The 21,949-nt window shown below is 70.9% G+C and carries 21 protein-coding genes and 1 pseudogene; 10 read left to right on the top strand and 12 right to left on the bottom strand.

Annotated features, from left to right (window positions below; all coding sequences use genetic code 11):
* Positions 1-236 precede the first annotated feature (236 nt).
* Positions 237-1,370 (top strand): glycoside hydrolase family 64 protein, encoded by a 1,134-nt coding sequence (locus tag ACZ4WS_RS37045; protein ID WP_467987309.1) that lies wholly within the window; start codon positions 237-239, stop codon positions 1,368-1,370.
* Here ACZ4WS_RS37045 and ACZ4WS_RS37040 read toward each other — a convergent pair.
* Entirely contained in the window at positions 1,363-2,490 is a 1,128-nt protein-coding gene (locus ACZ4WS_RS37040; protein WP_467987308.1) for a sulfite oxidase, read from the bottom strand. The two genes, ACZ4WS_RS37045 and ACZ4WS_RS37040, sit on opposite strands and share 8 nt — an antisense overlap.
* A 33-nt stretch (positions 2,491-2,523) precedes the next feature.
* Positions 2,524-3,183: a TetR/AcrR family transcriptional regulator gene (locus tag ACZ4WS_RS37035; protein ID WP_467987306.1), complete on the bottom strand. Its 660-nt coding sequence runs from the start codon at positions 3,181-3,183 to the stop codon at positions 2,524-2,526.
* Between the two features lie 115 nt (positions 3,184-3,298).
* On the opposite strand from ACZ4WS_RS37035, the gene ACZ4WS_RS37030 reads away from it, so the two are divergent.
* Both ACZ4WS_RS37030 and ACZ4WS_RS37025 read left to right on the top strand, forming a co-directional pair.
* Positions 3,299-3,862: an NAD(P)H-dependent oxidoreductase gene (locus tag ACZ4WS_RS37030; RefSeq protein ID WP_467987305.1), complete on the top strand. Its 564-nt coding sequence runs from the start codon at positions 3,299-3,301 to the stop codon at positions 3,860-3,862.
* A gap of 103 nt (positions 3,863-3,965) precedes the next feature.
* Entirely contained in the window at positions 3,966-4,643 is a 678-nt protein-coding gene (locus ACZ4WS_RS37025; protein ID WP_467987303.1) for an AIM24 family protein, read from the top strand.
* Between the two features lie 59 nt (positions 4,644-4,702).
* On the opposite strand, the gene ACZ4WS_RS37020 is transcribed toward ACZ4WS_RS37025, so the two are convergent.
* The 3 genes from ACZ4WS_RS37020 to ACZ4WS_RS37010 form a co-directional block, all read right to left on the bottom strand.
* On the bottom strand, positions 4,703-6,481 hold the full coding sequence (locus ACZ4WS_RS37020; RefSeq protein ID WP_467987302.1) for a M4 family metallopeptidase: 1,779 nt from the start codon (positions 6,479-6,481) through the stop codon (positions 4,703-4,705).
* A 330-nt stretch (positions 6,482-6,811) separates the two neighbouring features.
* On the bottom strand, positions 6,812-7,864 hold the full coding sequence (locus ACZ4WS_RS37015) for a polyprenyl synthetase family protein (protein ID WP_467987300.1): 1,053 nt from the start codon (positions 7,862-7,864) through the stop codon (positions 6,812-6,814).
* Positions 7,861-8,928 carry a tetratricopeptide repeat protein gene (locus ACZ4WS_RS37010; protein WP_467987298.1) on the bottom strand — a complete coding sequence of 356 codons (1,068 nt, stop codon included), beginning with the start codon at positions 8,926-8,928 and terminating at the stop codon, positions 7,861-7,863. The genes ACZ4WS_RS37015 and ACZ4WS_RS37010 overlap by 4 nt, the downstream gene beginning before the upstream one ends.
* Positions 8,929-9,232: 304 nt before the next feature.
* On the opposite strand from ACZ4WS_RS37010, the gene ACZ4WS_RS37005 reads away from it, so the two are divergent.
* The 3 genes from ACZ4WS_RS37005 to ACZ4WS_RS36995 all read left to right on the top strand — a co-directional run bounded on the left by ACZ4WS_RS37005 (position 9,233) and on the right by ACZ4WS_RS36995 (position 11,953).
* A complete protein-coding gene (locus ACZ4WS_RS37005; protein ID WP_467987297.1) occupies positions 9,233-10,129 on the top strand; it encodes an aminoglycoside phosphotransferase family protein in 897 nt (298 codons plus the stop codon).
* 16 nt (positions 10,130-10,145) lie between these two features.
* A complete protein-coding gene (locus tag ACZ4WS_RS37000; protein WP_467987296.1) occupies positions 10,146-10,757 on the top strand; it encodes a hypothetical protein in 612 nt (203 codons plus the stop codon).
* A gap of 569 nt (positions 10,758-11,326) precedes the next feature.
* On the top strand, positions 11,327-11,953 hold the full coding sequence (locus tag ACZ4WS_RS36995) for an alpha-ketoglutarate-dependent dioxygenase AlkB (RefSeq protein ID WP_467987295.1): 627 nt from the start codon (positions 11,327-11,329) through the stop codon (positions 11,951-11,953).
* Between the two features lie 24 nt (positions 11,954-11,977).
* Here ACZ4WS_RS36995 and ACZ4WS_RS36990 read toward each other — a convergent pair.
* From ACZ4WS_RS36990 to ACZ4WS_RS36980, 3 genes and pseudogenes are all read right to left on the bottom strand, one after another.
* Positions 11,978-12,275, bottom strand: a pseudogene (locus ACZ4WS_RS36990) (nitroreductase family protein); the annotation flags it as partial.
* Positions 12,276-12,424: 149 nt separating this feature from the next.
* Complete coding sequence (locus ACZ4WS_RS36985; protein WP_467987294.1) at positions 12,425-13,021, bottom strand: TetR/AcrR family transcriptional regulator; 597 nt, start codon at positions 13,019-13,021, stop codon at positions 12,425-12,427.
* On the bottom strand, positions 13,018-14,463 hold the full coding sequence (locus ACZ4WS_RS36980) for an MFS transporter (protein WP_467987293.1): 1,446 nt from the start codon (positions 14,461-14,463) through the stop codon (positions 13,018-13,020). The genes ACZ4WS_RS36985 and ACZ4WS_RS36980 overlap by 4 nt, the downstream gene beginning before the upstream one ends.
* A gap of 450 nt (positions 14,464-14,913) precedes the next feature.
* Between ACZ4WS_RS36980 and melC1 the strand changes: the two genes are divergently transcribed.
* Positions 14,914-15,282 carry an apotyrosinase chaperone MelC1 gene (gene melC1 / locus ACZ4WS_RS36975; RefSeq protein ID WP_467987291.1) on the top strand — a complete coding sequence of 123 codons (369 nt, stop codon included), beginning with the start codon at positions 14,914-14,916 and terminating at the stop codon, positions 15,280-15,282.
* Positions 15,283-15,315: 33 nt separating this feature from the next.
* Positions 15,316-16,140 (top strand): tyrosinase MelC2, encoded by an 825-nt coding sequence (melC2, locus tag ACZ4WS_RS36970; protein WP_467987290.1) that lies wholly within the window; start codon positions 15,316-15,318, stop codon positions 16,138-16,140.
* 55 nt (positions 16,141-16,195) lie between these two features.
* Here the strand turns inward: melC2 and ACZ4WS_RS36965 are convergent, their stop codons facing one another.
* The 3 genes from ACZ4WS_RS36965 to ACZ4WS_RS36955 form a co-directional block, all read right to left on the bottom strand.
* The gene (locus ACZ4WS_RS36965) at positions 16,196-16,903 is read right to left on the bottom strand and encodes a ribonuclease H family protein (RefSeq protein WP_467987289.1); all 708 of its coding nucleotides are present in this window, start codon (positions 16,901-16,903) and stop codon (positions 16,196-16,198) included.
* Between the two features lie 37 nt (positions 16,904-16,940).
* Positions 16,941-17,942 carry an ArsR/SmtB family transcription factor gene (locus tag ACZ4WS_RS36960; RefSeq protein ID WP_467987288.1) on the bottom strand — a complete coding sequence of 334 codons (1,002 nt, stop codon included), beginning with the start codon at positions 17,940-17,942 and terminating at the stop codon, positions 16,941-16,943.
* A gap of 123 nt (positions 17,943-18,065) precedes the next feature.
* Positions 18,066-18,860 (bottom strand): VOC family protein, encoded by a 795-nt coding sequence (locus ACZ4WS_RS36955; RefSeq protein WP_467987287.1) that lies wholly within the window; start codon positions 18,858-18,860, stop codon positions 18,066-18,068.
* A 143-nt stretch (positions 18,861-19,003) separates the two neighbouring features.
* Between ACZ4WS_RS36955 and ACZ4WS_RS36950 the strand changes: the two genes are divergently transcribed.
* Complete coding sequence (locus ACZ4WS_RS36950) at positions 19,004-20,020, top strand: zinc-binding alcohol dehydrogenase family protein (RefSeq protein WP_467987371.1); 1,017 nt, start codon at positions 19,004-19,006, stop codon at positions 20,018-20,020.
* A gap of 69 nt (positions 20,021-20,089) precedes the next feature.
* Positions 20,090-21,316 (top strand): PP2C family protein-serine/threonine phosphatase, encoded by a 1,227-nt coding sequence (locus ACZ4WS_RS36945; RefSeq protein WP_467987285.1) that lies wholly within the window; start codon positions 20,090-20,092, stop codon positions 21,314-21,316.
* 16 nt (positions 21,317-21,332) lie between these two features.
* On the opposite strand, the gene ACZ4WS_RS36940 is transcribed toward ACZ4WS_RS36945, so the two are convergent.
* Positions 21,333-21,674, bottom strand: coding sequence for a hypothetical protein (locus ACZ4WS_RS36940; protein WP_467987369.1), 342 nt, complete (start codon positions 21,672-21,674; stop codon positions 21,333-21,335).
* Positions 21,675-21,949: the final 275 nt, after the last annotated feature.

The raw sequence follows: 21,949 nt of genomic DNA, 5'->3' as shown, positions 1-21,949 counted from the left end.
CGGGGCCCGAGGGCGGCCGAAATTGGACCAGACCAACCGTGCGCACATCGTTGACATGTACGCCGCCCAGCGCAACGCTTGAGAGCGTGCTTGAGAGCGCTCTCAAGGAGACACCGCACAGCTCCCGTCCACAGGAATCCACCTGATTGGAATCCCCATCAAGGAGGAAGAGAGTGCCCAGACAACTCAGATGGCGGGCCTTAGCAGCGGCCGCGGCCACCCTCACCGCTGCGCTGTTGACGTTCGGGTCCCCGTCCCGGGCCGAGGCCGCCGTCCCGGCGACCATCCCGCTGACGTTCACGAACAACTCCGGCCGCAGCGACCCGGTCTACGTCTACGACCTCGGAACACTGCTGTCGACGGGCCAGCAGGGCTGGGCCGACGCGAACGGCACGTTCCACGCCTGGCCCGCGGGCGGCAATCCGCCGACGCCCGCACCGGACGCGTCGATCGCGGGACCGGCCAACGGGCAGTCGAAGACCATCCGGATCCCCAAGTTCTCCGGACGGATCTACTTCTCCTACGGGCAGAAGCTCGACTTCCGGCTGACGACCGGCGGTCTCGTACAGCCTGCCGTGCAGAATCCGAGCGACCCCAACCGCAACATCCTCTTCAACTGGTCCGAGTACACACTCAACGACGCCGGACTGTGGATCAACAGCACACAGGTCGACATGTTCTCGGCCCCGTACGCCGTCGGAGTCCAGCTCGCCGACGGGACGACGAAGAACACCGGCCACCTCAAGCCGGGTGGGTACACCGGGTTCTTCAACGCCCTGCGGGGCCAGCCGGGCGGCTGGGCCAATCTGATCCAGACCCGGTCCGACGGCACCGTCCTGCGGGCCCTCGCGCCCGGCCACGGCATCGAGGCGGGCGCGCTGCCCGGCACCGTCATGGACGACTACGTCAACCGCGTGTGGCAGAAGTACAGTTCGTCGACGCTGACGGTGACCCCGTTCGCCGACCAGCCGAACACGAAGTACTTCGGCCGGGTCTCCGGTGACGTCATGAACTTCACCAACAGCGCCGGAGCGGTCGTCACCAGCTTCCAGAAGCCCGACTCCGACAGCATCTTCGGCTGCTACAAGCGGCTCGACGCCCCCAACGACCTGGTGCGCGGCCCGATTTCACGCACCCTGTGCGCGGGCTTCAACCGCTCCACGCTCCTGGTCAACCCCAACCAGCCGGACACCGGTTCGGCGAACTTCTACCAGGACGTGGTGACCAACCACTACGCCCGCAAGATCCACGCACAGATGGCCGACGGCAAGGCCTACGCGTTCGCGTTCGACGACGTCGGGAACTACGAGTCGCTCGTGCACGACGGCAATCCCCAGCAGGCCTACGTCACCCTGGATCCGTTCAGCTGACGTCGTCGGGGTCGAGGCAGAGTACGGGGACCCGCTGGACGAGGTTGTTCGCGAAGCCGCCCCGGTTCCACGGCTGGTCCAGGGGCTGGGTGTGACCCTCGGCATCGGTGGCCCGCGCGCTGAGCACATGACTGCCGGGCGCGGCCGTCCAGGTCTGAGTCCAAGGACGCCAGGCCCAGCGGTGGTCGCTTCCCGGGCCGAGGTCGGCCGCGCCCCAGGAACGTCCCCCGTCCGTGCTCACCTCGACCCCGGTCACCGGTGCGCGCCCCGACCAGGCCCGTCCCTCCAGCCGTACGGCACCGGGCCGGACCACCCGCGTCCTGGACATGAAGTCCGGGAAGCCGGGCGGGATCAGCAGGGCGCGCGGGGCGATCAGGGTGACCGGTTCGCCTTCGTCTCCGGCGTCCTGCCGGAGTCGGTAGGCCACGGCCTGCTGGAAGCCCGTGAACCGCGTGTCGGTCACCGTGATGTCGCGCAGCCACTTCACATGCGCCATGCCGTACCAGCCGGGCACCACCAGCCGCAGCGGGTGTCCGTGCTGCGGCGGCAGCGGGGCGCCGTTCATCGCGTACGCCACGAGAACCTCCGGCTCGCCGCCGGTGGCCACGTCCAGCGGCAGGGCACGCTGGTAGTCCTGCTCGACGCCCCGCTCGACCCCGTGGTCGGCGCCGGTGAACACCACGTCCACCGCCCCGGGTTCGACGCCGGCCTCGGCGAGCAGCACCCGCAGCGGCACGCCGGTCCACTCAGCCGTACCGACTGCCTCGACCAGCCACGGCTGACTCACCGGCCGGGGTGTCAGCAGGGCCCGCCCGTTACCCGCGCACTCCAGCGTCACGCGCTGTGTACTGGCGGAATACGTCCTCAGGTCATCGACCCCGAGCCGCAGTGGCTGCCGCACCCTGCCGCCGAGCGCGAGCGTCCACGAGCCGTCCTCCGCGTACGGGATGTCGTAGTGGGTCAGCACATAGTGCAGGCCCGGCGGGGTGAGGTCGTAGCGCAGGGCCTCCAGCGGCAGCCCGTGATTCCGGGCGGCGAGGGCCAGTTCCTCCTGGCTGATGCCCTCCTCCGGGCCGGCCAGCCGGGCAGATCCGCTCACATCATCAAGGCGAAGCCCCATACCCGCATTGTCCGCCTTCCCTGTGAGGGGGCGCTAGGCGGACAGCGGGCACGTACATCGGTCCACGAGGTCGTGCCAGCCGGACTCCAGGCGCTCCAGGGACATACCGCGCTGTCGGGTCAGGTGGTGGATGAGGGCGGGTTCCAGGTATCCCATCAGGGTCTGGGCGATGAGTTCGCAGTCCGCGGCGGGGACGGCCTCGCGGAGCAGCATGGTGACGTGCGTGAAGCGGACGCGGTACGGGGCGGAGTTGAAGCGGCGGTCGGCGTCCGGTTCGGCCGCGAGGTACAGGTCGAGCTGCTCGGAGTTCTGGCGCAGGGCGCCGCAGCCGAAGGCGTGCAGCCGCTCCACCGGCGAGGCGCCGGGACCCATCGGGGGCGGACCGCTGAAGAAGGCGGCCTGGAACCGCTGCTCGGTGTGGTCGAGCAGTGCCATGAGCAGGCCGGTGCGGTCCCCGAACCGCCGGAAGACGGTCCCCTTGCCCACCGATGCCGCCGCGGCGACGGCCTCCATCGTCACATTGGCCACCCCCTGCTCCTCGACCAGGCGGGCGGCGGCCTCCAGCAGACGCGCGCGGTTGCGCGCCGCGTCGGCCCGCAGCTGCGGCGCGGCGCCCCTGGACGTGAGCTCCAGCAGGACGGGCTCACCGGATGGTTCCTGCCCCTTCGGGAAGGGCGGCAGTGGGGTGGACATGAAGCCAGCGTAACGGCAGACCAGGACAACTGGACTCCGGTCCGCTTCGGTGGTAGACATTTAAGCGGACCTCGGTCCGGTTTGTTGCCGCAATGTTTCAGCTTCGGGAGTTCTCATGTCTGTACGTATCCTCGCTCTGGTCGGCAGCCTGCGCGCCGGCTCCCACAACCGCCAGCTCGCCGAGGCGGCCGTCAAGCTCGCCCCCGAGGGCGCCGAGGTCGAGCTGTTCGAGGGCCTGGCCGAGATCCCCTTCTACAACGAGGACATCGACGTCGAGGGCAGCGTGCCCGCCGCCGCTGCCCGTCTGCGTGCGGCCGCCGGCCAGGCCGACGCCTTCCTGCTCTTCTCGCCGGAGTACAACGGCACGGTGACGGCCGTGCTCAAGAACGCCATCGACTGGCTGTCCCGCCCGTTCGGTTCCGGCGCCTTCGGCGGCAAGCCGGTCGCCGTGGTCGGCACGGCGTACGGCCAGTTCGGCGGCCTGTGGTCGCAGGACGAGGCCCGCAAGGCCGTGGGTATCGCGGGCGGCACCGTCCTGGAGGACGTCAAGCTCTCCATCCCCGGCTCCGTGGTCCGCTTCGCCGAGACCCACCCCGTCGACGACGCCGAGGTCGCCGGCCAGCTCACCGAGGTCGTCCACCGTCTCTACGGCCAGGCCAAGACGACCGACGCCGCCTGACAACTCCCGTGCGGGCCGGTCCGGTTGACCCGGCCCGCCTCTTCCGTGGGTCCGGATCTCCGCGCTCCTGGCGGAATGAAATCCTCCGGGACAAGATGCCCGCATGAAGGGTGATCTTTTTTCCAGTGACCACATGGTGCAGCCCGCCGTCGCGCCGGGCATGACCATCCAGAACGCCAAGTCGATCAAGTACGCCGTCAACGGCGACATGCTCGCGCGGCAGGGGGCGATGATCGCCTACCGGGGGAATCTGCAGTTCGAGCGCAAGGGCCAGGGCGTGGGCGGCATGCTCAAGCGGGCGGTCACCGGTGAGGGACTGCCGCTGATGACCGTGCGCGGACAGGGCGAGGCCTGGTTCGCGCACGAGGCGCAGAACTGCTTCATCGTCGGCATCGAGCCGGGCGACGTGTTCACCGTCAACGGGCGCAACGTCCTGTGTTTCGACGCCACGCTGTCGTACGAGATAAAGACCGTGAAGGGCGCGGGCATCACCGGCGGCGGCCTCTTCAACAGCGTCTTCACCGGTCACGGCAGCCTGGGGCTGATCTGCGAGGGCAACCCGCTGGTCATCCCCGTCTCGCAGCAGCAGCCGGTGTACGTCGACACCGACGCGGTGGTGGGCTGGACCGCCCACCTGCACACCTCGCTGCACCGCTCGCAGTCGATCGGCTCGATGATCCGAGGCGGCTCCGGTGAGGCCGTGCAGTTGAAGCTGGAGGGCGAGGGCTACGTCGTCGTACGTCCCAGCGAGGTGACGCCGCAGAAGGCGCAGCAGCACTGAGACCGGACCGGAAAAGGGTGCCCCGCCGGATGGCGGGGCACCCTTTTTACCCACGTCCGTCAGTGTCCGGCGGAGGGGGTGTTGGCGGTGGTGACGTTGACGGCGGCCCACGCCTTGTCCACCGTCATGTACTCGGTGCTGCTCGCCCCGTACATGTCGGCGGCGGCCTTGAGGGTGGCGTTCCGCGCGTCGTGGAAGTCGGTCGTGGAGACCATGTAGCGGGTGAGCGCCCGGTAGAAGATCGCCGTGGCCTTGGCCCGTCCGATGCCGGTCACCTGTGAACCGTCGTACGTCGGCGAGTCGTACTTCACGCCGCCGATCGTCTTCTGGCCGCTGCCCTCGGCGAGCAGGTAGTAGGCGTGCGAGGAGACGCCGGAGCCCGCGTGGACCTCGGTGTCGTAGACCTCGGGCGACCAGTAGTCGATCGTGCCCTCGAGCTTGTCGAGGGAGGGGTGGTCGAGGCGACGCAGGAACTTCTGCGCCAGGCCCAGCTTCTCGCCCATGAGGTAGTTCGGCGGGTTCTTCGGGTTGTTGGCGGAGAACTCGACGTTCGAGCCGAAGATGTCGGCGAGCGACTCGTTGAGGGAGCCCGGCTCGCCGTACTGGTTGCCGTCGGCGTCGACACGAGTGGGTTCGAGGGCGGCGGTGGCGTCGACGACGCCGTGGGTCAGCTCGTGACCGGTGACGTCCAGGACGACCAGCGGCTTCTTGAACAGGTCGCCGTCACCGTCGCCGTACAGCATGCAGCCGCACACCGAGTCCCAGAAGGCGTTGCCGACCTTGTTGCCGAAGTGGACCATCGCGCGGGCACCGGCGCTGTTGTTCTTGATGCCCTTGCGGCCGAAGGTCTTCTTGTAGAAGTCCAGGGTCTTGGTGATGCCGTACTGGGCGTCGACCGCGGCGGTGGTCCGGCTGGCGGTGGTGCCGGTGCCCCACTTGTTGTCGCCGTCGGTGAACTTCTTGCCGCGCGAGAAGGCTTCCAGTTCCTGCCCCTTGGCGTCCCGGGTCTCGGTGTTCCACCGGGTGGGGTCCTTGAGGAGGAAGCTGGTGCGCGCGGTCTGGGTGGTGGTCAGGCCCACCTTGCCGGCGAAGAGGGACGCGCCGCTCCCGGTGGCCTTGACCGGGTAGTGGGTGGCTCCCGTCGCGCCGACGAGGCCGGACTGCTGGGCAGCCACGCCCGTCGCGGGGGTCGCCTGCTCGCCCCGCTTGCGCAGCGTCTCCGCCAGGGACGGCGAGATGAACTCGTCGCTGTCGGGGGTGTTGCTGCGTATCTTGCCGGTCCGGGCGTCCACGACGACCGTGCGGGAGCCGCCGGCCTCCGTGGAGTCGCTGTCCGTCACCCGCACCTGGTAGGCGAGGGTGGCCGCACCGTCGCGGGCGTCCACGACGAGTTCGGCGCTGCCCGCGTCGCCCTGGGCGGCCGCGGCGGCCTTCTGCTCCGCCTGCTCGGGCGTCAGCTTCGCCTCGGTCGTGGCCGGCTTGACCACGTGGTCGGCGGCCCGGGTCACGCCGAGGTAGGCGGACCGCTTGCTGAGGTGGACGACCAGGTCGCCACCGAGGACCGGGAGCCCCTCGTGGGTGCGGACGAAGCGGACGTGCTGCTTGCCGTCCGGGTCCGTCATGACGTCCTTGGCCCGCAGGGTGTCGCCCTGGGTGACACCGGTGGCCGACGCGTGGGCGAAGGCTGCGGCCCGGGCGGCGTCCACCGGCGAGGAGGCCGAAGTCGCGGCGCGGGCGGGCGAGTCGGACGCGGCCGCGAAGGCGGGGCCCGACGGGAGCGTGACGGCCGTCGTCACCGCGACGGCGATCGCCACGCGGCGTATGTGGGGTCTACGCACTGAGTTCCTTCGAACAGGGGCGGCCGGGATCGCCAACCGCCATGAGACACAGCGCTGTTGGGCGCCGTGGGGGCTGTCGGGCCCCGAGGCGCAACCTTCACTGATTCACCATGTACATGTAAAGAAGGAAAATCCCTTTTACGGTTTTCCGGGTGATCTCTTTACGAATGTTCACTTCTCGGTGATCAAGGCGTGACCAACTGTGCGTCGCCCGGACAGATGTGCGGCGGAATCAGGTGGTTGCCTGGTGGGGCACGATGACACGTGCATGTGACCGACGTCGCAGCACCTCCGGCCCCCGCAGCGGACGGGGCCGGAGGCGAGGAGGCGTCAGATCGCCCGGTGGGCCAGGGAGGACAGCAGAGCACGCAGCTCGCCGGCGGGGCGGGCGGCCAGGGACGCGTCCGCCAGGAGCAGGTGCGCGGCGCCGAGATGACGGCGGGCCTCGCGCAGTGCCGCGGTGCGGCCTCCCGCCTGTTCGACGAGGATGGCCGCCCCGCGTACGGCGGTGTCGTCGAGGGCGACCGGCGAGGCGAGGAGTTCGGCGAGCGCGGCGTGGCCGGGCGCGTTCAGGGCGGCGAGGACCGGGAGGGTCTTCTTGCCCTGACGCAGGTCGCTGTGGACCGGTTTGCCGGTGACAACCGGATCGCCCCAGATGCCGAGAAGGTCGTCGGCGATCTGGAAGGCCACCCCGAGATGACGCCCGGCGCGGTCCAGAGCGGTGACCGTCTCCCGTGGCGCCCCCGCCAGTTGGGCTCCCAGGGCCAGCGCGCAGCCGAGCAGAGCACCCGTCTTCTGCTCGGCCATCGTCTCGTACTCCCCCACGCCCACCGCCTCGGGACCGGTCCAGGGGCGGTGGGCGAACAGCAGGTCGTCCGCCTGGCCGCGGACCAGGTCGCCCAGGGCCGTCGTCAGCAGTCGTACGGCCTCTCCCGCGTGGGGAGTTGCGGGTGCCGCGGTGAGCGTCTCCACGGCCAGGGCGAACAGCGCGTCGCCCGCGAGAACGGCCGGGCCGGTGCCGTACGCCGTCCACACCGCGGGGCGACCCCGGCGCAGCGCGTCGCCGTCCATGATGTCGTCGTGCAACAGCGAGAAGGTGTGCACCAGCTCCACCGCGACGGCCCCCGGCACCCCCGCCTCGGCCGGACCTCCGGCCGCCTCCGCTCCCAGCACGGCCAGCGTCTGCCGTACGCCCTTGCCCTGGCTGTGGGTCGCGGGGGCGCCGCCCACCTCGCAGCGGCCCAGCGCGTATCCGGCCATCTCGGCCACCCAGGGGTGCAGCCCTGCGATCGCCTCCGTCAGCGCGGGGGCGACCAGTTCGCGGCAGCGGTGCAGGATCCGAGGGGCGGCGGGGGCTTCCGGGGATGCGGACAGCAGCTTCATCGAGCGGCCTCCGCACCCTCGGCCGGGGCCGCGGCGGACGGCACGAGGCCGAGTTCCTTCCGCGCCCGTTCGACCATCTGCCGGGCGTGCCGCAGCCCGATGTCCTCCAGTACGCGGGCCAGTTGATCAAGGTCTGCGGCGGTCTCGGCGCGTCCGCGGCCCAGGCGTGCCAGCGACTTGACGAGCCCCAGCCGCGACAGGGCCCGCCCGCGCGGCTCGCTCATCTCCTCGAACTCCGCCAGCGCCTGCGTGTAGACGTCCCGGGCCTCCTCGTAACGCCCGGCCCGGTAGAGGACGTTGCCGCGCATCTTGTGGTTGTAGGCGAGCGCGCCGGACAGGTTCATCGCACGGCAGGACACCTCCGCCTCGCCGAGCAGCTCCAGGGCGCGGTCCGCGTCCCGGTCGCGCACGGAGACTATGTCCGCGAGACCGCGCAGCGCCCAGGCGTGGCCGCGCTTGTCCTCGGCGCGGGCGGCGATCTCGGCCGCCTCCTCGAACATGGCGTACGCAGTGTCGTAGGCGCCGGTGTTGCGGTGTATCTGCGCGATGCCCTCCAGGGCCCACACGGTGTGGCGGGCCTCGCCGCGCTTGCGGGCCTCGGCCAGGAGTTGCTCGTGCAAGGCGGTCACGGCCGCGTAGTCGCCCTGGATGCGGCCGGTCTCCGCCATCCCCGCCAGGGAGTAGCCGCGCACCACGACATCCCCCGCGTGCTCACCGAGTTCGGCGGCGAGCCGCAGCAGCCGCCAGGCCAGCGGGAACGCGCCGCGCTGCCGGGCCAGCGTGCCACCGCTCCACAGCGCCCACGCCATCGCTCCCGCGTCCCCGGCCTCGCGGGCGGTGCGGTAGCTCGCCTTCCACGCCCGGTCGGCGTCCGCCACCTGTCCCAGGCGGCGGTGCGCCTCGGCGACCGCGAGGCCCGACCGGGCCGCCTCGGCCCGCGCCCCCGCCCGCTCGGCGGCGCGCAGTTGCTCGGTGCCGGCCGCGAGGACCTCGGTCAGCGAGGAGTTCACGGACAGGGTGGTCAAAGCGCCCTGGTACTCCGGGGCGAAGGCCTTGCCGTACATGAATGCCTTTCCGTCTGCCACCGGTCGGCCGCGTCGGACCGCCGACCCGTGGTGCTGTCTGTCGCTGGGGCGACGGCGCGCGACCACTCCTCTATGCACTCGACGTATACATAGCGTGTATACGCAGAGCGTATAGCGAGCTGGATTTCCACCTGGGAATCCCTGCTTCTCCACGGTCGACGCGCTGCTCACCCGTTGCCGATCAAGACGACGGCGGTGCGCGGAAGGTTGCCTGGCATTGTGAGAAGGCCCCAACCGGCCTCAGGATTGAAGGAGTTGATCTCCCGACCGGAAGCAGGCACGGATGACCGAAGGGTCGATGCACGCCCACGAGATACGGCTCGACGAATCGCTCGTACGGAGGCTGCTGGCCGCGCAGTTCCCCCGGTGGGCGGACCTGCCGCTCAAGCGCGTCACCTCGTCCGGGACCGTCAACGCCCTCTACCGGCTCGGCGACGACATGGCCGTACGCCTTCCCCGCATCCCGGAGGGCGCCGACGACGTGGACAAGGAGCGGGAGTGGCTGCCGCGGCTCGCTCCCCTGCTGCCATACGCCATTCCGGAGATCCTCGACGCCGGTGTGGCCGGGGAGGGTTACCCGTGGCCCTGGAGCGTGCTCCGCTGGCTCGATGGTGAACTTCCCGTCCCCGGCTGCCTCCCCGACGCGGGGGCGCTCGCCGCCGACCTCGCCGCGTTCGTGGCAGCCATGCGGCAGGTCGGCCTGCCCGGCGGGCCGACCGCCTACCGGGGCGTGCCCCTGGCGACCGCGGACACCGAGACGCGCTCCGCGATCGAGGAACTGCGCGGCACGATCGACACGGTGGCCGCCACGGCGGCCTGGGAGGCAGCCCTGGCGGCGCCCGCATGGGCAGGCCCGCCCGTGTGGCTCCACTCCGATCTGATGCCCATGAACCTCCTCACCCGCCAGGGCCGTCTCAGCGCCGTCCTCGACTTCGGCACCGTCGGCACCGGAGACCCCGCCTGCGACCTGATCGTCGCCTGGAACCTCCTCCCCGCCGAGGCGAGGCCCGCCTTCCGGGACGCAGTGGGCGCCGACGACGCCATGTGGACCCGCGGCCGCGGCTGGGCCCTGTCCATGGCCCTGACCCAACTCCCCTACTACCGCACGACGAACCCCGTGATCGCGGCCAATGCCGAGCACGTGATCCGTGAAGTCCTTGCCGACCTCGCGTCCGGCTAGGCACTGATTCGAATCCTTGAACGGACCGCAGGGATACGGGATCATCCCGCCCGTGGAAGAGCTCGGCACGGCATACGAGATCCGCTACGGGTGGACTACTCCCGGGGCGTGGCTGGCGCTGATGTTGGCGCTGTTCATCGGGGTCGGCTTCCTTCCCGGTGTCACGCCTCCGGGCGACGACCACATCGAGCTGGTCGGCGCTCCCTTCCTCGCGGCGATCCTCTTACAGGCGTCCTTCCGCCGAACCGCCGTCCTCATCGGCCCGAAAGGCATCACGCTGGGCGGCCTGCTCTTCGTACGCAGGGCGGAGTTCGTGCCCTGGCCCGAGATCGTGTCCGTCAGCTTCCACAAGGAGCCGAAGGGGGCCGGCAGGATCAAGCTCTCGCACCTCGATGTCCGGCACAGGAAAGGGACCGCCCCACCGTGGGAGCCTGCCACCTCCCCCGCGGTGCGCGCGATCGACACCTACCTGGACACTTCCGTGGACGCCGAGTTCGTGGAGACCTTCCGGGGCACCACGGTCTCGACCCGTCCCATGGGCCTTCTGTGCCGGATGGATCCCGCCCGCCTCAAGAGGGCGGTCCAGGCGTTCGACCCCGACGTCCGCGTCTTCGGGAACGTCGACTAGCCGGGCAGGCCCTTGAGGAGCCAGGCAGGCAACACGGCGAGCCGCTCCTCGGGCGGACGCTCAAGGGCTGTTGGCCACTGTGCTCAGAGATATCCGGCCACCACGGTCTCGACTTCGCGTCACCGGTCGGACAAACCCCGGCTGGACGCCAGAACACGATCGCATGCCGCCCGACCTGCGGGTCCCCAAGTCGGCTGGCCGCCGGGGAGGCCCTGTTCCCAGGCTTGGCCGATGCCGATGAGGGAGATGCTGCACAGGACGGCCCATCCTCGTGCGCGCCGGATCGTCGCCTCGTCCACGTGGGCGCAGACGTCGAGCCCGCAAGGTCCGGATGCTGTTCATGCAGGAGGGATCGCACCAGGTCCTCGTCGATCTCGATGTTGTTCATGTCCAGAGCCCACCCCGCGGGGTGCCGACCGCCCCAACCCGACGCCCCTCATGATCGCCTGAACAAGGCCTGCGTGGCCAAGTAGCGCTGCCAGTGGTCATCCATCGCTGCGCATCACACCCCCTGGTGGCGACCAACGCGTCATGGAACATACATTCGATTACCGAGGTACGCTGGCCCCATGGCCACGCACCTCCAGGGCTCGCTCTTCGACCAGACCGACGAGGTCCACCTCGGTCCGCTGACCGGGATGCGCCGGACCGTGCTGGGCGACGGGGCGTGGATCGACCTGCTGCCCGGGTGGCTCGGTGGGGCCGACGCCCTCTTCGCCCGGCTCGCCGACGAGGTGCCGTGGCGGGCCGAGCGGCGACAGATGTACGAGCACGTGGTGGACGTACCGCGGCTGCTCGCCTACTACCGTGCGGGCGAACCGCTGCCGCACCCAGTCCTCGACGAGGCGCGGGACGCGCTGTCCGCGCATTACGCCGCCGAACTCGGCGAACCGTTCACCACGGCCGGGCTCTGCTACTACCGGGACGGCCGGGACAGCGTGGCCTGGCACGGGGACCGGATCGGGCGGGGCGCGCGCGAGGACACCATGGTCGCGATCCTCTCCGTGGGCACCCCGCGCGATCTGCTGCTGCGCCCGCGCCATGGCGGGGACTCCGTGCGGCGCCCCCTCGGACACGGCGACCTGATCGTGATGGGCGGCTCCTGCCAGCGCACCTGGGAGCACGCCATCCCGAAGACGGCGCGGGCGGCGGGACCTCGGATCAGCATCCAGTTCCGCCCCGACGGGGTGAACTGAGTCCGCCACCCCGGGCGGTAGGCGCTACCAGCGGTCCCAGTGCGCGACGTCGGCGACCGGCCGCCGCCGTACCGGGCCGAACCGCCCGACCGGCCAGCCCACCGGGACCACGGCGAAAGTCCGCATGCCCTCGGGGATGCCCGGTTCCCACTTCCACTCCTCTTCGAGGAACAGGTGCCAGATGGTGAGGTTGGCCGCGAGGCCCAGACCGCGCGGCGAGCAGCAGGTTCTGGACGCCCGGGTAGACGCACGAGCCCTCCGCGAGCGCGACGAACCGCTCCTGTCCGGCACCCATGCGGGCGGTCGTGTCCGGGCCGAGCCCCTCGGGCTGAAGCCCGAGGATTCTGGCCTTCACGTGCGGTCAACTCCCCTACGGTTTCAGCGGCGTTCGTGTACGTGAAGGTCTTCGTGATCACGGATCATAGGTGTGCTGGACCGGCGTTCGGGGGCCGTCGGCCGCACCCCCTGCGCTCACGGCGTGAGGTGGGCCTGCACCATCGGGGCGTACCGCTCGACGATGTCGTCGATCGAGGTGGCGCGCAGACTCGTGCCGCGGGCGATGCCGTACATCACGCCGAGGCCGAGCAGGGTGCTGACGGCGAGTTCGGCCCGCAGGCCCGCGTCGGGGCCGGTGAGGCGCTGGGCGAGGCGGTCGCTGACCTGGGTGCGGAAGTTGGCGCGCAGTATGTCGCCCTGCTCGCCCTGGAGCGGGGCGAAGACGATCCGCAGGATGGGATCGGCGCCGCGCTCGGTCTGGCCGACGAGGAGATGGCGGACCATGTGGCGGCCCAGCTCCTCCAGCGGCGCGTCGAGCAGGGCGTCGGTGTCGGACTCGAAGGACATGACCCGTGCGAACAGCGCGTCCTTGTTGCCGAAGTACTTCAGGATCAGCGGGGCGCTCACCCCCGCCCGGTCGGCGACCGCCTTGAGCGTGATGTCCGCGTGCGCGTGCCGGGCCAGCAGATGACGGGCCGCGCGCAGGATGGCCGCCTTCGTCGCCTCGGCGTCGCGGCGCGGCGCGGCGGCGGATGCCGTGAGACCGGGGTGCGGGGTGGTCACGGTGCTCATGCTCCTTCGAGGGCCTCGTCGCGGGGCGCTCCGGTACGGCCGCGGGCGCGTCGGGTGCCACGAGAGGTGGGGTCGGCGGGTATGGAGAGGGCGGCGGCGCAGGCCACCAGTGCGACCGTACCCGCCGTGGCGAAGGCCAGCAGATAGCCGTGCAACGTGGGGATGGGTGCGCCGCCGACGAGGGTCGTGTGGTGGACGAGTACGGCGGCGACGGCGGCGCTGCACACGGCCTGCCCGATGGTGCGCATCAGGACGTTGACGCCGTTGGCGGACGCGGTCTGCCCGGCGGGCACCGCGCGCAGGATCAGGGTGGGCAGGGCGGAGTAGGCGAAGGTCGTTCCGATCGCGCAGACCGTGGCGCCCAGAATGATCATCCACAGGTCGCGGCTGTCCATGATGCGTACGACATAGCCGAGGGCGATGATCGCCGTCCCGAGGGCCAGCGTCACCCGCGGGCCGCGGGCCGCCGAGATGCGTGCCGAGACGGGGGAGAGCAGCAGCATGGTCACCCCGCCGGGCAGCAGACACAGGCCGGTCGCCACGATGGACAGCCCGAGGCCGTAGCCGGTCGCCTTGGGCGCCTGGACCAGCTGCGCCGTCACCAGGGAGTTGCCGTAGAAGGCGAATCCCGTCAGGAGCGCGGCGAGGTGCGGCAGCGCGACCCGGGGACGGGCGGCCAACTTCAGGTCGACCAGCGGCCGTTCGGCGCGCAGCTGCTGCACCCACCACAGGCCGAGGACCAGGACGCAGGCCACGAACAGGCCCACGATCCGAGGGCTGCCCCAGCCCCACTGGCCGCCCTGCGACACCCCCAGCAGAAGGCAGACCAGGCCCGCCGCCAGGCCCAGCGCGCCCAGCGTGTCGAAGCGGCCCGGTTCCCGCACCGGCGACTCGCGCACCGCCCACCAGGCCAGCGTCAGCCCGGCGGCGCCGAGCGCGGTCGTCGCCCAGAACATGACGTGCCAGTTGGCGTACTGGACGATCAGCGCGGCGAGCGGGAGGCCCAGGGCGGCGCCGATACCCACGGTGGAGCTCATCAGCGCCACGGCGGAACCCGTGCGCTCCGGAGGGAGTTCGTCGCGCAGGATGCTGATCGACAGCGGTACGACGGCGGCCGCCGCGCCCTGCAGGGCGCGCGCCGCGATGAGCACGCGGATGTCGGACGTGAGGGCACACAGGAGCGAGCCCACCGTCATCATCCCGAGGGCCATCAGCAGCACGCGCCGCTTGCCGTACATGTCTCCCGCGCGCCCCAGCACGGGGGTCAGCACCGCTCCCGACAGCAGCGTCGCCGTCACCATCCAGGAGACCGCGCTCGCCGAGGAGCCCGTCAGCCGCGGCAGATCCGGCAGCAGCGGCACCACCACGGTCTGCATGACGGCCATGAGGATCCCGCCGAATGCCAGGACAGGGACCGCCAGTCGGTCACGCAGGGCCGCCATGGGAGCTCCAGAAGTCGACGCGAAAAAGTAGGTGAATAGTGATTCACCATACCGGTGAATCGCCATTCACCCAATGCGCGGTCCACTTCTCCGCCGTGGTCCGTCTGCACGAAGGAGAAGGTGAAGGAGTCGAAGACCTCGGTCGCGCCGAGCCCGATGGCAGCCAGTGCCCACCCTTGACGTTCACGCCAGATTGCGGGCGTGAGCCGCGCCACTCGTGACGAGTCACGCCCGGAAGATCACCAGCAGTAGATCGATCCGCGGGAGGAATTCCACCTTCCGGCGGGGCTCGGACACTTCCGACAGCAAGATCATCTTCGTTCAATCCTGCACGACATTTGCTTAATTGTCCGGATCGCAGCCAACCGACATGCGGCGATTTTTCCTGCTCTCCGACAAACAGATAGGCATGACGGGTCATCAACAAAGCAGTTCACAGGAGGTATCCGCATGCCGGAACTCACCCGTCGCCGTGCCCTCGGAGCCGCGGCCGCGCTGGCCGCCGCGGCCGGTTCCCAGGCCGTCGCCGCGCCCCCGGTGGCCGCCGCCGACCACCACCACGGCGGGCCCGAAGCCTTCGACGAGGTCTACCGGGGCCGCCGCATAGAGGGGCGCCCCGTGAGCGGGAGCGGTCACCACCACGGCGCCGGATACGCCGTGTTCGTCGACGGCGTGGAGCTGCACGTGATGCAGAACGCCGACGGCAGCTGGATCAGCGTCGTCAGCCACTACGACCCCGTACCCACCCCGCGCGCCGCCGCCCGCGCCGCGGTCGTGGAGCTGCAAGGCGCCCCGCTCGTCCCGTTCAACGCCAACTGACCCGCCCCGCAAGCAGATCGTGGAGTCCCGCACATGACCGTACGCAAGAACCAGGCGAGCCTGACCGCCGACGAGAAGCGGCGTTTCGTCGACGCGCTGGTGCAGCTCAAGCGCAGTGGCCGGTACGACGCCTTCGTCACGACGCACAACGCCTTCATCCTCGGTGACACGGACAACGGCGAGCGGACGGGTCACCGGTCACCGTCGTTCCTGCCCTGGCATCGCAGATTCCTCCTCGAGTTCGAGCGAGCTCTCCAGTCCGTCGACTCCTCCGTCGCCCTGCCGTACTGGGACTGGAGCACCGACCGCTCGACGCGCTCGTCCCTGTGGGCGCCCGACTTCCTCGGCGGCACCGGGCGCAGCCTGGACGGCCGGGTGATGGACGGCCCCTTCGCCGCCGCGTCGGGCAACTGGCCGATCAACGTGCGCGTCGACAGCCGTACGTACCTGCGCAGATCGCTCGGCGGCGGCGCCCGGGAGCTGCCGACCGGCGCGGAGGTGGACTCCGTGCTCGCCATGGCGACGTACGACACGGCGCCCTGGAACAGTTCCTCGGACGGTTTCCGCAATCACCTCGAGGGCTGGCGGGGTGTCAACCTCCACAACCGGGTGCACGTGTGGGTGGGCGGCCAGATGGCCACCGGCGTCTCCCCCAACGACCCGGTCTTCTGGCTCCATCACGCCTACATAGACAAGCTGTGGGCCGACTGGCAGCGCCGCCACCCCGGCTCCGGCTATCTGCCGGTGGCCGGGACCCCGGACGTCGTCGACCTCGACGAGACGATGAAGCCGTGGAACGACGTGCGACCGGCCGACCTGCTGGACCACACCGCGTACTACACGTTCGACACCGCCTGATCGCCAGGAGCTCCGCACCCGGCGGCCCGTCGCACACGGTGCGCCGGCGCCGGACTCAGGCGTTGCTCGTCTCGGCCGCACGGCACTCGGGGTGCCCCCAGCCCTGGCCGTTCTTGGCGATGGGCTCGCCCGCGGCATAGGAGCGGCCGCAGAGGCAGCGGCCGGGGAACTTGGCCTTGATCGTGCGGGCCGAGGCACCCTGTCGGGGCGTCTTGGCGGAGGTGCCGCGGCGGGTGACGCCGGAGGAGGCCGGGGTGTCCGGGGACGGTGGCGGCTCCGGGGAGCCGAGGTCGCTGCCCGCGGGCTCCTGGACGACGGCCGCCTGGCTCGCGGCGCGGTCGGCGAAATCATTGAGGCGGTCGCCGTCGACCTGGTGTGCGGGGACGTAGCGGAACTCCACGGTGCGGCCGTCGAGGAGTTCGTCGATGCGGGCGACCAGTTCCTGGTTGGCGACGGGCTTTCCGGCGGCCGTCTTCCAGCCCTTGCGCTTCCAGCCGGGCAGCCAGGTCGTGACGGCCTTCATCGCGTACTGGGAATCCATCCGGATCTCCAGCGGCACGTCCGGCGCGATCGCCGTCAACAGGCGCTCCAGCGCGGTGAGTTCGGCAACATTGTTGGTCGCCGTGCCCAGCGGTCCGGCCTCCCAGCGGGTGGGGGTCTCGTCCCCGTCGGCGACGACCCAGGCCCATCCGGCGGGTCCCGGGTTTCCCTTCGAGGCCCCGTCACAGGCGGCCACAACGCGTTCAGACATGACCCCGATCATGCCACGGACCCGGCCGGGGTCCGGCCCGTGGCGGGGGTCACCCAGCCCCGGAGAGGCTGTCCGCGCCCAGCAGCCGCAGGCCCAGCGGGGTCGCCATGTGCAGGACGTACTTTCCGTCACGGTGGCTGGCCACGAGTCCGCCGTCGCGCAGGACGCCGATCTGGTAGCTGACACTGGGCAGCGCGATCCCCACGGCCTGGGCCACCTCGGAGGTGGTGTGGGCACCATGCCCCGCCACTTCGGTCAGTACGGCGGTCCGGGTACGGCCCAGCAGGCGCTCGAGCCCGTCGTCCGTGCCGGTCGCGAGGACCGCGAGGGGCGCCTTCTCCACCGGGTACACCAGCACGGGATCGAGACCGGGGTCCGCGAGCGCGGTCGGCCGGCGCCAGCAGAAGAACGAGGGGACCAGGAGCAGGCCGCGCCCCTCCAGGTGCAGATCGCGCTCTACGGGGTAGTCCACTTCGAGTACGGGGGCCTTCCAGCGCGCCAGGGGCCGCAGTCCGTCGAACAGCGCCTGGGTGCCGCCGTCGAGGAGAGCCCGGGAGCGCAGGTCGACATCGTTGCCGACCGCTGTGCGGATGTGCGGCCAGTACGGTTCCAGCAGGGCTCGGAAGTAGATCCCCAGGGCGTTGGCCAGGGACTTGAGTCCGTCGCCGCCGGGTCTGCCCAGCGAGGCGGCCCAGTTCGGCACCGGGCGGGACTCGGCCAGCCGCGTCAGCTCGCGGACCAGCTGCGTGCGGGGTGTGCGCCGCAGCTGGTCGAGGCCGGCCGACAGGCCCCCGCCGGTGACCGGCGGCGTGAGGAAGTCCGGAATGTAGCCGGACGCGGGGATCAGTGTGCGCAACGGGCGCAGCGCCCGTCCCGCGACCGAGTCCCTGGAGAGCCGGTCACGGGCCGAGCTGCGCCAGTGACCGAAGTCGAGCGGTCCTTCGCCCGTTTCCAACCGGCAGACGCTGCACATCAGTTCCCACAGCGGATCGGGCTGCCGGGCCACGCGGATGTTCTGCAGATCGTGCGAGGTGAAGTGAATGCGCAGCATGCGGTCTCTTTCGCTCGCCATCCTTGTGGGGGCTCGGCCGCCCGAAGGTGCAGCGGCCACAAGCGCGGCCACAAGAAGGGACGAGATACCGCACACGCGCGGTTGCCCTCGCGGGGGAATGCGTCACACGTCTGCCATCTGAGGCATCTCCCCCTGGGTGGTCTTGGTGTCGATGACGGAGAACGACGCGCCCTGCGGGTCGCTCAGCGCCGCGAACCTGCCGAACGGGCTGTCCATGGGCCCGAAGCGCAGCACGCCGCCGCGGTCGGTCGCCTTCGACACGGCCGCGTCGCAGTCCTCGACGGTGAAGTAGAGGTTGACGTACGGCGGTACCTCGGGCGGGAAGTCGTCCGTCATCTTCATCCGGCCCAGAACCGGGTTCTCGCCGAGGCTGAAGATCCGGTAGTCCACGCCCTCGTCCGCCATCTGCTGGGCGCTGAAGGGGAAGACGGCCGGGAAGAACGCGTCGGACTTCTCGGGCTCGCGGGTGAAGACCTCGGCCCAGCCGTACGCGCCGGGCACGCCCGTCGCCTCGAAGCCCTCGTGGGTGCCCGCCTGCCAGACGCCGAAGACGGCGCCGCTGGGGTCGCGGGCCAGCGCCATCGTGCCGAACTCGCCGACCTGCATCGGCTCCATCAGCACCTCACCGCCGTTGTCCTTGATCTTCGCGGCGGTCGCGGCGGCGTCGGGGGAGGCGAAGTACAGACACCAGGCGGACTGCCCCTCCTGCCCGGTCATCGGCGGCACGACGGCGGCCACCGCCTTGCCGTCCGAAAAGGCCTGCGTGTAGTTGCCGTACGCGGAGGACGACTCGCCGAACGTCCAGCCGAGCACGTCAGCATAGAAACTCTTGGCCCCCTCGACATCGCTGAACATCGCGTCCGCCCAACAGGGCGTTCCCTCAGGTTGTACGGCCATGACGTCGACCTTCTCGGGTTCGGTGGACGGTTCCGCGTTTCACGCTAGCCAGCCTTCCGCCGGGCCGCGCGCCGAGCGGGACGGCCTGCACGACACTGGAGAGCGGGCACGGGCGTCCATCGACGAGACGGGGACACGGGATGATGCACGCGTGGGAAGTGGCCCGGCCTGGGCCGATCGAGCGGGAGCCGCTGCGCTTCGTCGAGAAGCCGGTCCCGACGCCGGGACCGGACGAGCTTCTCGTGCACGTCCGCGCCTGCGGGGTCTGCCGTACCGACCTGCACGTCAGCGAAGGCGACCTGCCCGTGCACCGGCCTGGTGTGACGCCCGGCCACGAAGTCGTCGGCGTGGTCGCGGGGATGGGCGAGTACGTGAGCGGTCACGCCCTCGGCGACCGGGTGGGCGTGGCCTGGCTGCGCCGTACGGACGGCAGCTGCCGGTACTGCGTGCGCGGGGCCGAGAATCTCTGCCCGGGTTCCGAGTACACCGGCTGGGACGCCGACGGCGGATACGCGGAGTACACGACCGTTCCGGCCGCCTTCGCCTACCGGCTGCCCGGTGACGTGGACGACGTCGCCCTGGCACCCCTGCTGTGCGCGGGGATCATCGGCTATCGCGCGCTGCTGCGGGCTTCGCTGCCCGCGGGCGGGCGGCTCGGGCTGTACGGCTTCGGCGGCAGCGCCCACCTGTGCGCGCAGCTGGCTCTCGCGCAGGGCGCCACCGTGCACGTACTGACGCGGGACCCGGCCGCGCGGCGGCTGGCGCTCGACCTCGGAGCCGCGTCCGCCGGCGGGGCGTACGAGGAGCCACCCGAGCCGCTGGACAGCGCGATCCTGTTCGCGCCGGTCGGCGACCTCGTCCCGGTCGCCCTGCGGGCGCTCGACCGGGGCGGGATCCTGTCGGTGGCGGGGATCCACCTGAGCGACACCCCGCCGCTGCGCTACGAGCGCGAGCTGTTCTACGAGAAGGAGCTGCGCAGCGTCACCTCCAACACGCGCGAGGACGGCCGGGACTTCCTGGCGCTCGCGGCCCGGTACGGCGTACGCGCCACGACCCACGCCTACCCGCTGTCGCGGGCGCAGGAGGCTCTCCAGGACCTCAAGGCGAGCCGCTTCGACGGGGCGGCCGTGCTGGTGAACGATCTTCCGCCGCGCCACTGACGGCTTGGGGTGCGGGCCCGCCGCCCACGTGCGTGGATGGACCCAGGCGTGTGTTGCGGTGGAGGTGGCATGACGGGCCGAGGCGGTGGCGACACTGCGGGTGCGGGGGCGCCGTTCGATGCCGTGGAGGAGGCCGTCGAGTCCATCGGCACCACTCTGGACGAGCGGACCACGTGTACCGAGCTCGCCGAATTCGTCTGCCGTCATTTCTGCGACGCCGCGGCGGTGGATCTGCTGCCCGCGGACGTCGCGGCCAGCCGGCACTCACCCGAGCCGGACCTCTCGCGCGTCGCCGAGGCGGGCCACCCCGAGCTGCTGGCCCCGTGGCCCCCGCAGGGCGCGCGTCCCCTGTCCGTCCAGGCGCTGGACGAGGGACATCCGATCACCGCCTCGATGGACCTGTCCGGCCGGATGGCGCGGCAGGTCATGACGGTGCCGCTGCTCGCGCACGGCCGCCTGTACGGGGTGCTGCTGGCCGTCCGGCAGGGGCCGGTGTTCACCGACGCGGATGCCTCCGGCACGCACTACGCGGCCCGTCTCGCCGCCGTCCACCTCGGACATTCACGGCAGCACAACGCGGTGCGCAGTGCGGTCCTCGACCTTCAGCGGGCACTGCTGGCCGAGCCGGGCCGGCCGCATCCGAACCTCGACCTGGCCACCCGCTATCTGCCGGCCGGTGGCAGCACCCTGGTGGGCGGGGACTGGTTCGAGACCGTACGGCTGCACTTCGGGCGCACGCTGCTGGTGGTGGGCGACGTCATGGGGCACGGTCTTGACGCGGCGGTGGACATGAACGCGTACCGCTCGATGCTGCGCTATGTCGCCTCCACGGACCTGCCGCCGCACCGCGTGCTGCGTCGCCTGGACGCCGCGGTCGCCGAGGACGGCATCCGGCGTCCGGCCACCTGTCTGCTCGTCCAGGTGGACCCGGCGCGCGGCATGGCCTCGCTCGCCAGCGCCGGACACCTGCCACCGGTCGTGTTCGCCGAGGACGGCACCGGGGAGCTGCTGCATCTGCCGGTCGGTCCACCGCTGGGCACCGGGGTGGGCGGCTACGAACAGGCCACCCGCGCGCTCGCTCCCGACGACACCCTGGTGATGTTCACCGACGGTCTGGTGGAGCGGCGCGAGGAGGACATCGACGCCTCACTGGCCCGGCTGGCCGGACTGTGGGTGCCGCGCGGGGCGAATGTCGACGAGCTGCTCGACGAGGTCCTCGTCAAGCTCGACGCGCGTCATGCGGAGGACGATGTGGCGGTGCTGGCCGCCCGCATTCGCCAACGGCCCGCGACGTGAGGCTCGACCAGCCTGTTCAGAGCTCCAGTTGGGACTCGATCTCACGCAACCGGGCCTGCGCCTGGGCGAGTTGTGCGCGACGACGGTCCAGTATCAGGTAGAGGTAGATCCCTTGGAGCTTGCGCTGGGCGACCGGGCGGATGAGGTGGTACTCGTCCGTCAGGGTCACCAGGATGTCCTCCAGGCTGTCGACCGGGTAACCGAGGACGGACAGGGCGTGCAGTTTGGCCCGTACGACATCGGTGTCGACCTCTCCCGCCTTCTGCAGGTCGAAACCGCTCACGCCGCCGCGTACGCCCAGAGTCACCCGGCTGAGATAGTCCACGACGGCCGCGCCGAGTGCCCCTTGAATCGCCATGGCCTCGGTCAGCGCTCGCTCTGTCTCCACCCTGCGCTCCTCCCGGCGAGGACGCCGTCCAGTGTGACCGCGGGATGCAGCACATCCAAGGTGTCCGGGCCAGAGGACGCCGGTGATCCGCACCCCCAAGGCGCACCCGGAGGTGACGAGCGACGCGCCCCGGGGGGGGGGGGGGGGGGGGGGGGGGGGTGCGCCCGCCCCCCCACCCCCCCCACCACCCCCCCCCGCATGGATCCCCCTCTCCCCCCGTTTGTTTCTCTTCTTCCTCCCCCCCC

The sequence above is a fragment of the Streptomyces sp. NPDC029292 genome (genome assembly GCF_055569295.1).
This window is presented reverse-complemented; position numbering and strand designations above follow the sequence as displayed.